We start from the raw sequence: 13,198 nt of genomic DNA, 5'->3' as shown, positions 1-13,198 counted from the left end.
AGCGTGTAACAGCAACTTCCATCCTCCTTCTTCCAGCTTCCAGCTCCGATATTGATTTTAAACAGAGTTTAACGGGAGTTATCTGTTAGAATAGTTCTAAAATATGAGATTTCTAAAATTTAACCTCGTTTTCTCACCCCGATTCCTTACATTTATTCTATGAATTTTGAGAGAACAGGACTGGTTTTGTCTGGAGGCGGTACCAAAGGGATTGCTCATGCAGGAGTGTTGAAATTCTTGAACGAAAAGAAAATTGATGTAGATGTGCTGTCCTGCTGCAGTGCAGGATCTATTGTAGGATGTCTGTATGCTGTCGGGAAAACACCGGACGAGATTTTAGAGTTCTTCAATTCGGTTTACTTCTTCAACTGGAAACATTTTACGTTTAATCAGCCGGGGCTGGTTTCATCTGTTATTTTTAGAAATTATCTCAAGCCTATTTTCCATGATATGAAATTGGGTGATCTGAATAAAGAAGTGAAAATTGTAGCCACGGAACTGGTTTCCGGAACCCAGAAAATATTTGACGAAAATTTCAAAGTGGTGGATGCCATTATCGCATCATGCTCTATTCCCGGAGTGACGACGCCCTACATCATCGGTGATGAAATGTACTGTGACGGAGGCGTGCTGAACAACTTTCCGGCAGATATTATCAGAGAAGAATGTGATAAGCTGATCGGTGTTTTTGTTTCTCCACCCCATAACATTGATATCAACGACTTAAAATCAATCAAAGCTATTGTTTCCCGTTCCTATGATCTTCTTTCCTACAGAATAGAAAAAGGGAAATTCGATTATTGTGACTGGTTTATTTCTTCTCAGAAACTGTCCAGCTACGGAACTTTTGAGCGCAGAAAGGACCGTTTGGAAGAGATTTTCAATGTAGGTTATCAGGCGGCCGAGGAAAGTTATGAAACGAGCCGTTTTCGTACAGAATTACGCCAATCCGGAAGTTGAGGTTGCAGGTTTGAGAGTCGGAGAGTTTTTTGGTTTGAGAGTTGGGTATAGTTGCTAGTTGCTGTTGGCTTAATTAATAGATTCACCATCTGATATCTGAAGTCTGGCATCTTGTTTCTTACCATCTAAAATACTCTACTTTTTCCGTAATATATTAATATAGCCCACCATAAACAGTAAGCAGCCTACGGTAATGCAGCTGTGAATCCAGAATCTTCGTGAAAAGTGATCCTTGATGAAATGATCCCAGGCAGATTTTCCAAAGAAATAAGCTGCTCCCGTGATAAGAAGAGGAATTAACACATAAAAACTCCCGAATACCACACCACTCTGGACTTTTTCAAGGTTTGAAGTCAGCGCATATTCAGTAATTCCGGCCAGGATAATCAGACCAAAGAAAATAACAATCAAAGTGCCGATACCTGTCATCAACTTCAAGTCAGTGACAAGTCTGACCTGATTCGCTTTTTCGTTTACAACTATTTTTACTGTTTCATTGAGTTTTGGAGCATCAGAACTGCCAAAGCCGGTATCGACCATCATTTTCCGTTGAAGCCCAGTATGATCCTGATACTGAACAATCGGATAAGCAAGTGTTCCTTTGGAAGCACTGCTTTTTTGAATTTTAAAATCTATAATCTGTGCTTCCCTGATATCTTCAGAGAAGTTGTCTTTGGCTGTAGATCCAAGAAATAATACCATCGTTGTGGTAAAAAATACCAGCTTATAAAAGATAAAGCCTACGGCTGAAATGATAATGATTTTGGGTACAATTTTTATCCGTTTCTCCTTTCTCCACCACTGATAGGAAAGAAACAGGATGAACAAAACAACAGCAACCGCTAAATAGATAGAATGATATTCCTGAATATGGACTCCGAACATAGTTTAATAAACAATAAGTGCTTTATTTACGGATAATGACAAATTCGTTGCTGCCTTCCGGAAGGTATAATAATATACGGTAATCAGCGGCTCCGGACTTTTGGCCTTTTCGGATTAATGCGCCCCAGCCTTTTATGTCTAATGGAGATTTATGGTTAAATTCCATCGTATGATTCTTTCTTTCCAACGTTGCCAGCTTACCGCCTGCATATAATTTCAATTCGTAATCCTCAAGCGGAATCATCATATTGGTGCAGTATTTTTCAACATTGGTTTTGTTTTCACTAACGGAAGTAGCTTGCTGCTCAGGAGTGCTGTAATAAAAGACAGCTGTTTCCGAAGCTCTTTTCTTTGTGAGATCTGCCCATTGGTTTCCATTGCCTTTATTCAGTATTTCTCTTACATTTTCATGGAAGCTGACCACTTTCTTTTCCAGTTCTTTTTTATCCATTTTAGATAAATCCTGGCCTTTGCTCCAACCTTCTAAATCATAAGGAAGGTCTTTAATTTCAACTTCCCATTCCTGCTCAAAATAAGGAACAGGGGAGTCGGGCGCTTTGATTGATAGCTGGGTATACGTTTTCGGATCTAAAATATCTCCTGTTGCTCTGTCTCTTACATAGCTTCCAAAAGTGAACTGACAAGACTTGATATCTTCCGGACTTACCGTTGTATCTCCCCGTCTGAATACCGGAAAGATCTGTATTTTAATTTTATATTTTCCGTTCTTCAATGCATACCCGTTTACATCTACCGATGAATTAAGCGGTGTATTTTCTTCTGATATTTTTATGTCGTTGAAATAGATGGCAACCGGTATTGTTGCGTTAGCGTTGATGGTATATGTGATTTGTTTTTCTTTTGCGGTCTGCTGTGTCATTTCTTCACCTGTTTTATCTGTTGCTTTATTTTTTTGGTCATTACAGTTCATGTTCATTAGGAAAACAATGAATAGAAATACTAAGTTTTTCATTTTAATCAAGTTTAAATTCATACGAAAATCCATCATGTAAAAGATACTTTTTTTCCGAAGGATCAGCATCATTATCTTCTGTATTATTATTTAAATTATCACTGTCTGTTTTAACGCTTGCCTTTATGGTGGCATACAGTCCCTGGTATTTGCATTCCAGTACTTTGGTTTCAGCATTTTTAGCGATATTCAGCACGGCATATGCACTTCCCTGGAATTCAGCTTCCAGAGAGTAGATATTTCCAAACTTTGCGGTTAAGCTTCCACCACATTCTACGCCAAATTTAATTTCCACTGATGGGGTGATATCATTCTCCATAAATCCGTCTACGGTATGATATTTCGTCGCTATAGCTTCTATTTTAAATGCTCCGGAAACAAACAGATCCAGATAATAATCTATATCAAGCTGGATTTTATATTCATCTCCGCCCCCAAAAAAGTCAACTATTGTATTCCAAAAATCGTCTGAAGATCCCACCGTATCAGCCACTGCTGTAATGCCCTGTATAGCCTGTCCTACATAAGGAATTTTGGTGGCTACAAAAAGAAGATCCAGGCTTCCTTTTATTTCTATGAGCGGATCTGCCTTAAATTTTACTTCATATAATGTGCCGATTTCACCACCTTCTTTTTCGCTTGCCGCATAGCTCCATTTAACGGCTCCGGCAAAAGCAGGCTGACTTATTTCTACTTTGAACGGAATCTTGCTTAATTTCTTATTTTTACCGCCAAGATACGCATTACGCTGTTTATTTCTTTTTTTTACCTGATCGGGTCGTTTGTTTTTGTTTTCGGCGATGGCCTCATCCGCTTCTTTGTTAAAGGTTAATAAGCTTATGGTATTCACAACCCACATCGCACTGTCGATAATATTGAAAACGGGATGTTCTCCGGAAAATGTAATGGCTTCCTGTTTAATGTCGTTATATCCCCATTCCAGAGCGACTTCAAACTGACTGTAGCTCAGACGTCCTTCACTTACTTCCTGCTTTTTGTTTTTATAATTTTCATCTCTAGCATCGCGTTGAGCTTTGCGGATTTTTTTATTGTTTTTCTTATTAAAAAAGCCTCCTTTGCCCAGATACTTTCTCTGGGTATAAGATTTAGTCTGCCCGGTGAAAAAAGGGTTTTCCGCAGCCAGTTTAAAACCTACCTCGTAATAGACCGCAGGGTATACTTCTACATTCAGCGGCTTACTGATGGCGCAGGAACTGAACTGGACCGGATATACCTGTTTTTTTACTTTTTCCAGGCTCATCATATCAATAACTTCTTCACGGGAAGGTTTGGGATAGGCCACAGAGAAACTGATATCATTTCGTCCGATAGTCAAACCTTTGTATCGGCTCGGATCTTTTACGGTGACTGCTTTTTTCTCATGCCATTGCTCCGGTTTATCTTCGAACATACAGTCATCTGTTTTCAGATCGGTAATGGTGATCTTAACAGGCTTTTCTTTTTCATCAGAAACAATTCTGTAATGGAGTTCATTTTTATACTTATCTTTGAGGCGCTGAAACAGCGTAGATTTCTTAGTATTGTATTCCCCGGTGATTTCAGTATACTGGCACGGATGAAAGAAAGCGATATCGGTTTCCACCTGGCTCAGAATAACGACCTGATTGGAATTGGAATCATTGACCTTTACTTCCTCCACTGCATTTTTATCAATTTTTAAAATGCATTCCTGAAGGATTTTTTGCTTTCCGGGAATACGGTCATGATAGACGACAGGATAGATTTCCAAACTATCTCCACCCATAGTCTGCCATAAAGGATCTATAAATACAGCAAATTTTGACTTTTGTACATTAGGTTTTCCTTTGGCATCACCGTCGTATTTATTTCCGTCTTCTTCGACAAGGTATCCTCTTTTAGCAGTAGAAGGAACTGTTTTTTCCTGATGTACGGAAACAGGTCTTTCAAAAAATTCTTTCTGTTTTGAGATATCTTCTTTTGTCCTTTCTTCCGTCTCGTTATTAAGATATTCTGTAGCAAAAAGTTTATCATCTGAATCAGTTATCCCTAAAGTGATCAGCCTGATCACTTTGTCTTTGTCCTTGAGCTGAACCTTTATATTGTTTCCATATAAAGCGTCCGTATAAATATTAAGATAAACGGACGAACCGAATTTTAATGGGTTTGAAATTTTGATATTGTCTGCATTGGTCCATTCTGCCGTAATAACAGCAGGACTTTCACCTTTAGCATTAATAAGAATACCGTGTGGATATTTCCCCTGAGGCGTCGTCCCTTCCCAAAAAGGTTCAAGATACACCGCGCCGCCGCCTTCCAGAAATTCACCGAATGAAAACTTAAAGCTGGAGGTACCGGTTGACATGGCTTCATTAAAGCTTTCTGCAGTAAGTTCCGGGCGTCTGTCACCTACAAGCTGGTGTACCCAGCGGACAGATTTATAATCATCCTGAATAGCTTTCAGATCAGCTTCATATTGCTTATTGATCCCTTCAACGTTTTTATTGTGGGCACTACCGAGCTCGGCATATTTTTTCTTCCGGGCTGCCATTCCTTCTTCACGTTTTCTAACGTTGGCATCATAGGTCTGTTCAGTTACTTTACCGGCTCTGTAATCTGCAAGATTTTGGGTAATGAAAGCATGGCTCTGCTCTACCTCTTTATCTATTGCTCCACTTTTTTTGTTGTAATCTTTATTAGCTTTATCCAGATCTTTTTTTTTCTGCTGGTCTAATACGTCTTTCCGGTCTTTAAATTCTTTGATGAAAATATTGAAACTTTCGGCTTTTTTTAATTCCAGCCAGCCAATATCTTTGTGAAAAGTCTGTCCGGGTTTAGATTCAACATATATATGTAATGGGCTCTTCTTATCCATAAGACTTTATTTATTGATTGATAGGAATGTATTTTTTTGCACCGCCTTTTATATTCACAAAAGGAAGGAGCTCTGCTAAAACTTCATTATCAGCATTCTTCACATTTTGTGCAGAAGCTTCGGCTGTCTGTCCATGATTGACGATCTTGATACAGTCGGGTCCTCCAATAGGACAGGTAGCTTTGCTGTCTTCCAGTAAGGCTTTTCCACTGTTGTCCTGCAGTGTTATTTTATCATAGAAACCGCTCCATTGGGTTACCACAACCTGGCACGGACTGTTATTCATTTTCGCACAGCTTCCGAAAGTGTTTTTCTCGAAAGTTTTGCCGATATCCATATGGGTAGCCATCAGTTTTTTGCTGCCGGCATTATCATTGATGTAGCGTTTACTTTGTGTCTTTACCTGAAGTTTATCCGGAGCTGTTCCGAAGTTACACATACAGGTAGCACCTTGACAGACTAAATGTTTTCCGCTCATTTCGTGTTCTTTTAGTGTTTTTTAAATTGACTGAGAATTTTTCTGCTCGTAGGCTTGAAATTCAATGATATACTCTTCCCCTTTTTCAAAAGTTGAAAGAGAGCCGTTGATTGAAAATATTTCTCTGGTTTCCCGTTCAAATTTATACAGGAGATCGATTTTGCCTTTAGATGAGTTTTTATTGAACCCGTCTTCTTCTTCAGTTCCTGTTATTTTGAGTGCTATTTTATTTCCTTTTGTATATTCTTTGTGTAATGAATATTCTATGCTATATTCGACATTCCGGGACAGACTTGAAAAGTAGATCTGCAAAAAGTCTTTCCTGAAAAAATTGGGATATCCTTTATAAACAGGCAAAAAGAATAATTTATAAAATACATTCCTGCCAAACAGGTCTTTCTTTACATCAATATCAGCATACGCCTGATCCAATTGTCCGAGTATACGGTCTGTAGTTTCAGACTGATAGTATTCTTTCAGTTCCGGAAAGCATTCCGTTTTCCAGCGTTGAGCGATATCTTCTTTATTCAGGATTTTTTGAATGGAACCATTGCTATTGGACGCAATTTGCAGCGGATACAAAACCTGTTCTGCCTTTTCAAACAGCTGTTCTATTATTTTATCGATTCCCTGATTGTTGACGTAGGTTTTTTCCTTGTTCAGTTCAATATAGAAAGGAGTTCTCCTGACATTTATTTTATAGTGGATCTGCAGATTTTTAGGAAGGAACCTGATGATCACACCATACACCTTTTGGCCGGATCCTGTTGGAATTTCCAATACTGTATTTTTCAACAGTCTGCTGTCCCTGTTCCTGAATTTGTCTGCCGGGATGTAAATATATTCCACATACTTAGGCAGTGAAATATTCAATAGTTCTGAAATACTGCAATGGGTATTATGAAAACCCACCAGTTCTGCTGCCGTCATGCCATATTCATCACAGAGGGCTTCCAGATTAAGGATCCCTTCTGTTTTTAATTTGATGTATTCTTTCGTGGCAGAATCTTTCATGTGTGCTACGGTTCCAAAAATTTAATTGCTCTTTATACTTTCAAAAAGTACATTAACCCCATGTCATCCAATGCCAATTATAACTGCCTAAGCACCATTATGGGCTAATCAGCAAACTGACGCGAAATACAGCAGACAGTTTTAAATATTCTACTTGACTGGTGACTTTATTGATTTATATTCTTTTAAAAATAAGGACTCTCATCTCCCTGTACTCTATAACCTACTTTGATATATTCCAGTTCAGCACCACTGTATTGTACGCTGTTCAGAAAATAGTAGTTCTGTTTTTTCGGACATTCAATTTTCCTGTTATCATTCCAGTATTCACCGTTGTCTCCATTTGTAGTACCTGTTTCATCAACCAAATTCATATTATCATCTCTGAAAGTAAAGATCTCAAGATCCTTAGCTGTACGGTTTTTATTAAGTTCTTTCAAGGACATACCTGCATGGATTTCTGCTCCGTCAACAGTTACGGTCTGTTTGTAAGCGGTATAAGGGTATATGAAATGATCTGCTCCCATTTCACCTCCAATGCTTCTGTCATCAGTTATCTTTTTCTCCAACTCCTTTGTAAGGAGTGCAGGGTTTCCTTTTTTGTATTCATTAATTAAGTAGGCCGCCGACTCTCTTTCAAAAGCAAATTTTAATTTTCCTTTTTGACCTGCAGGACTATCCAGATTGGAATAAAATATCAATAATTTATCATGTTTACGGACTTCAAAAGAAGGGTCGTAAGGTTGATCTTTGGTCACATTTCCATTATCTATTGCAAGTCCAAGATGATCCCAGATAAATGTAGCTTCGTCAAATTTTCGTGTAGGTTTTCCAAATAGTTTTTCCCATTCTTCAATCGGTTTTCCGAATGGCAGGGGTTTACCTTTATAATAAGCTTCACATTCTGTAAATTGAAAATCTGTTGTCATTACTTTTTGTTGGGATTTACTTTTTGTGCAGGATAAGCATAACATCAATATGCCAAATAAGATTAAATATTGTTTCATTACTTTCCAAAATATTTTTTTATTTCCTCAATTTTATCCATACCTATACGAACTTTTCTTTTTGCCGTATCATGTGCATGGGCTACAGGAGTAGGATGGTATAATTTTTCCAGAAAAGAAGCATCTTTTGAAACTCGGATCACCCAATTTTCCACTTCTTTATCCATCCATTCTACGGCCCGGGGATGTCTTGAGTAGGTATTCTGTACATGAAATACCAGTTTGGAACCGTCAGGATCAGATACCCGTCCGTCCCAAATGTCTTTGATACGTTGTCCAACATCTTTTACCGCAATGGTAGCTAATGAAGCCGCCAATCCGTTTAGTGGATTTTCATGGGCATCTTTTCCAACCTGTGTATGCGTGGGATCTTCTCCATAGTTGACATTCGTGACATGGGTCTGGGCTGCCTTTATATCATCATCTACAGATTCTATCATAATATTAAAGACCACATTGGTAAAGTTCATCAGAATTTCGCCCATATAATGAGAGATGAAGCCAAAGCCTCTCATCACCCATCCAAAAGGGTCATCTCTCTTTTTCTGCTCCGTCATCCAATCGGAAAGTTTCAGTAATTTCTGGTAGTAGTCGAAAAGCTCTACCGAATCCATTCCCAGGTACTGTAAACTTTTTTGAGTCGGGTCTTCTTTCTGTCCTTTTGCTAAATCTTTGAGTACGGTGTAGATCGTCTGCTGTCCAAAGGTTCTTTCTCCGGGGTTACCCACCTCATACTTAGAAAAGCCAATAGGCAACAGCATATCTGCCATCTTTGGAACCACACTCGCACAGGTGTCGTCTAACAGGAACTTACCTGTTACGACAGGTATCGTTGAATAATCGGTTCCCTGGCGATTCTGTACCCAGGGATAAACTTTCTTAAGGTATTTGTAAGGGGAGTCTTTTTTCCAGCCCAGTTTGCATAAGGAGAGTTCTACAAAATTGGTATGTGAAAAGTAATCTTCCAGAACATGCATGGCCGCTCCAAAATGCCGGAAACCATCTTTATTTTTACCTTTCGTTACGGCAAGCCTCAGCTGATTAGACATATAGGAATCTGATGATGGACGCAGGGGATCTGGCTTAATCATTACTTTCTCACCCATTTTCTTCTGGGCATTTTCATCATCCCTGTAAATATAGTACTTCTGACCAAAACTGTTCACCCTAAAGCATTCTTCACTTTCCCCGATATAGAAGCTAATATCCTCTGTACCTCCGGGAATTTCTCTTTTGACACGGGTTTCATCATAAACCGACTGGTGTTCTCTTTCCAATCCTCTGGGGTTATCAATGTGTTCCTCGGGACGGTAAATACCTAAAATGTCTTTGTTAAGCTGTCCATAGGTTTTCCTGAAGCGCTCAAGATGCTTTACGTAATTTTCCGTCTTAATACCGGTTCCACCTTTGGTATAAATAAATTCTTTGGCTGCAAAAAGTTCTATAAGCTCTACCCAGCCTTCATGAGAAAATTTTGCGGTATTTCCTGCTTTAATATGCTGAGTTTTGCCTTTGGTCTGCTTATTATGATTTTCTACTTTGTCTCTTACTGCCTTGGTAAAACGAATGGTAAAAGGTACCAGAACCTGAGAAACATCTCTTAACCAATTACCGTAATATATTTGCAGTACTTCACTTTCTGTGAAAATATTGGTTTTAGCCAAGGCTTCCATTTCAATTCCTCCATGGGTACCGTGGGCAAATCCAAATCCGAAATTCTCTACATCATCTTCATTGGGATCATCATCATACCATTGCTCCTGATTGGCATATTTGGATAAATCCTGGCTCTCTTTTCCAAGGTCTAAAACCAGTGGTCCTGTATATTCCGGTGTTTCAGCTTCGGCAAAATCCAGTTTCGGAGTATTGGCAAAATCAACGGTTAAAAAGTAATAGGCAAACTTGGCCCCTTCATCTATGATATCTTTATCTTCTTTTCCGTTTACGGCATAATCCGTACGCAGGAGATTATCAATATGATGTCCGTACTCTTCCAGTAAAGCCACCATTAACTGAGCTTTTACCTCATTATCTTTAATGGCTTCTTCCAGGAATCCCTTACTGACCAGTATTTTTTTTCGTTTATTGGTATAATTGGCTTTGTAATTTTTAATTGGACTTTTTGTGACTATAATTTCAGGAGGTTCCAGTTTATCATCACATAAATCCTTGTAAAGCTTTCCTATGGCTTCAACTTCAATCTGTTCACCATAAATCTGCAGCATAAGGAGTATAAAAGTCATTTCTGACAATTCCTTTGCTGTATTTTTTAACTGCTCGTGAGCGAGTACACTTTTTAATTTGTATTCTGTTGGCTCATACACTAAATCGGGAAAATCCGGTTTACCATATAAAACACCGTTGTCTTTTCCGGTCTGTATGACTTTTGTTGCTCCGTTATTGATAATAGAACCTCTTGAATATATAAAGTGATCCTGATGAGTCACCTTAGTGAGTTTACCTTTTACAATGCGTGTTCTGCTCATAGCCCAATCATTTTAAAAGTTACTGCTCTTTTCGCCGCTGTTATTTTTTACTTCAACTTTGGCATTTTGGTGGATCGTACCTTCATTTGAAGAATGTTCTACCTCTGCTGCATATTCTTTTCTTTCTTTTTTTACCTCGCTTTGCACATCCCCATCGATAATCTCAGTCAGTTTTCCACTGATCATCATGCTGGCATCACCAATTACAGAGGTTATTTTCATAGCGCCGACACTTTGAGTGTCATTCATGGTCACGGATTCTGATTTGTTCATACCGACAATATTGCTTTGATCGGCACCTACTGTCGTACTCATATTCTGACCTACACTGATCATCAGATTTTCTCCGGCTATGAAGGTCATATTTTTTGGTGCAGTCACGGTAATATTGCCCTTGCCATCCATAAGATAGGAATTGCCGCTTGGGTCCTCAATAAAGATGCTGCCTTCAGTATCATTGAAGATCACTTTATTTCCGCTTCGGGTCTGAATTGATTTAACATGATTGTCTATTCCGCCGCCTAAACCTACTTTACCATGAAACATTCCTCCCATAGCGAAAGGAAAATCGGGATGGTGGTATTCAAAACCTACCATCACCTGGTCTCCCACTTCGGGAACAGCTACAAATCCTCTGTTCTGAGTGATCTGATCTGTACCTCCGGCGTCGGGGCTCATCATTCTGATAAAGTGGGTGGTATTGTTCTGTTGCCAGTCAAACTGCACCTGTATACGCCCCTGATTCAGAGGGTCTGTATTGGAAATTACGGTTGCAATCTGAGGTTCTGCATTCGGTATTTTAAATTCATGTCTGGGCATAAAACCTGTTCCTTCAGCAATGGCTTCAAATGAACCTGTATAATATCCTCTTGCATCCACTTCATGAATGGTCTCTGTGATCATTAATTTGGTAAAGTGTGAAGTCTCATTCGTATCCGGTTTTCTCATCTGAATATCTGCAGTACATCCCGGATATAAAAAAGGAACCGTAGTATCACCGGAAACAGTAAATACCTCTACAGCAGCATTGCCGGCCGCACTTTTCTGAGACTGGTCCACATCGATGGAAATATTGGCATTGATAGGAGCGGGGGTTAAAGACTGACTGGTAAATATACCGTCGTTTAACTGATAGGCTTTCGAAGCAAGCTCACCCAGATGTTTGACACTTGTAGAAGTACTTAACATCTTCGCGTGACTGCTGCTGTCATATCCGAAAAACTGAGGCTTGGTATGCACCGCGTTCATTTCAACCTGTACATTCGTTACATTACTTCCGTAAACGAGAGGTATGGGTTTCTCCGCTGCAGGAAGACTTCCAAAATGGAGAACATATCCATCATAATAGAACTGTTCTCCATAGGATTCAGCTATTCGTGCCAGATAATTATAATGAGTTTCATTATACTGGGCACTGTAATTTATATAGCTTTTATTCTGGCTGTTTACCTTAAAATCAAATTTGCCGGATCCCAACGTTTCTTTAATGACACGTTCAGCGATAATTCCCGTATTAACGGACTGACTTCCTCCAAAACTCTGTGTATGGGGTGCAGCATCCATTAAAATGGTAGGACTTTTTCCTTTTAAAATAATATTTCCAAGACTCATTTTGTCCTGGCTGAAAGCCACGGTTGTAATAAGGCCTACAAAACTACGCTCCGGACTTTCATTTTCCGAATCTTTATACCTGAAGGTTACGGTTAAACGCTGGCCCAAGAATTTTTGACTCTCTAAAAGGTTGTGATTCTGAGCTTTTCCCAGAGAATCATGAGCCAGGATCAATTCAAATTCATGGTGTTTTTTGGCACTCTGCTGTAACCGGAAGTGTTTAAAATGCTTGATAATCTGGCCTTCTATCACAATATCCAAACGTACGACACGGTTGATGCCTGAAATATCGTTCTCCGAAATTTTCTCAGAGTTTGAAGTACTTTTTTTCATTGGTGTTATTTCAATAAATATAGAAATATTATACCCTTTGAAAAAATATTAAGGGTAAAACTTGAAAAATTGTAGTAAAACTACGATACTTTATGAAAAATATAATATTTGTCGGCCGGTCAATTACTGTTTAACCACAAATGCATCCTGACGTACGATTTCACGGTCATTTTCGTCGCTTACAGTCAGAGTATAAGGCGCTTTGGAAGCTGAATCCGTAAGATAATTTCTCCAAACCTGATAGCTGTAGCCTTCATTGACAAAGCTGAAATAATAATTTCCTCCGGAACCGTCTGGGATCAATTCTCCGTCGCTGATGATCATGCTCGGTTTTGAAGTGATTTTGGCATTGGCTGCCCAGGATTGGTAAAGGTATTTTCCGTTGGGTTGTTTGTCGATTCTGATCTTAAACTTTTTCGTTTTGATGATCACTGTTTTGGGTACTTTCTGGAAAGGCTGCACCTCATTGGAAAGATAGATCGGTTGAGTGGTTATTGTTGGTTTTTCGGCTGCATAAGCTAAAGAAAACTGAGTGATGCAGAAGGCTCCTAATAAAATCGGTTTGATCATTGTATATTGAGTTATTGGTTAGATGTA

General features: G+C 39.0%; 10 protein-coding genes. 1 reads left to right on the top strand and 9 read right to left on the bottom strand.

From position 1 onward, the window contains the following. The first annotated feature begins 159 nt into the window (after positions 1 to 159). Complete coding sequence (locus LC419_RS01120) at positions 160 to 960, top strand: patatin-like phospholipase family protein (protein ID WP_223605613.1); 801 nt, start codon at positions 160 to 162, stop codon at positions 958 to 960. 135 nt (positions 961 to 1,095) lie between these two features. Here the strand turns inward: LC419_RS01120 and LC419_RS01115 are convergent, their stop codons facing one another. From LC419_RS01115 to LC419_RS01075, 9 genes are all read right to left on the bottom strand, one after another. Continuing rightward, positions 1,096 to 1,845, bottom strand: a complete 750-nt coding sequence (locus LC419_RS01115; RefSeq protein ID WP_223605612.1) for a hypothetical protein — start codon at positions 1,843 to 1,845, stop codon at positions 1,096 to 1,098. 22 nt (positions 1,846 to 1,867) lie between these two features. Then, the gene (locus LC419_RS01110) at positions 1,868 to 2,818 is read right to left on the bottom strand and encodes a hypothetical protein (protein WP_223605611.1); all 951 of its coding nucleotides are present in this window, start codon (positions 2,816 to 2,818) and stop codon (positions 1,868 to 1,870) included. Position 2,819: 1 nt separating this feature from the next. Continuing rightward, positions 2,820 to 5,672: a hypothetical protein gene (locus LC419_RS01105; RefSeq protein ID WP_223605610.1), complete on the bottom strand. Its 2,853-nt coding sequence runs from the start codon at positions 5,670 to 5,672 to the stop codon at positions 2,820 to 2,822. Between the two features lie 10 nt (positions 5,673 to 5,682). Then, positions 5,683 to 6,150, bottom strand: coding sequence for a DUF4280 domain-containing protein (locus tag LC419_RS01100; protein ID WP_223605609.1), 468 nt, complete (start codon positions 6,148 to 6,150; stop codon positions 5,683 to 5,685). 21 nt (positions 6,151 to 6,171) lie between these two features. Then, positions 6,172 to 7,164, bottom strand: a complete 993-nt coding sequence (locus LC419_RS01095) for a hypothetical protein (RefSeq protein WP_223605608.1) — start codon at positions 7,162 to 7,164, stop codon at positions 6,172 to 6,174. 185 nt (positions 7,165 to 7,349) lie between these two features. Next, on the bottom strand, positions 7,350 to 8,093 hold the full coding sequence (locus LC419_RS01090; protein WP_223605607.1) for a hypothetical protein: 744 nt from the start codon (positions 8,091 to 8,093) through the stop codon (positions 7,350 to 7,352). Between the two features lie 77 nt (positions 8,094 to 8,170). After that, a complete protein-coding gene (locus LC419_RS01085; protein WP_223605606.1) occupies positions 8,171 to 10,657 on the bottom strand; it encodes an HET-C-related protein in 2,487 nt (828 codons plus the stop codon). Between the two features lie 12 nt (positions 10,658 to 10,669). Then, positions 10,670 to 12,601: a type VI secretion system Vgr family protein gene (locus tag LC419_RS01080; protein ID WP_223605605.1), complete on the bottom strand. Its 1,932-nt coding sequence runs from the start codon at positions 12,599 to 12,601 to the stop codon at positions 10,670 to 10,672. 123 nt (positions 12,602 to 12,724) lie between these two features. Further along, entirely contained in the window at positions 12,725 to 13,171 is a 447-nt protein-coding gene (locus LC419_RS01075; RefSeq protein WP_223605604.1) for a hypothetical protein, read from the bottom strand. Positions 13,172 to 13,198 lie beyond the last annotated feature (27 nt).

The sequence above is a fragment of the Chryseobacterium sp. OSA05B genome, from assembly GCF_019970065.1.
GTDB lineage: Bacteria > Bacteroidota > Bacteroidia > Flavobacteriales > Weeksellaceae > Chryseobacterium.
The sequence above is the reverse complement of the archived record's forward strand: the minus strand, read 5'-3'. Positions and strand labels throughout refer to the sequence as shown.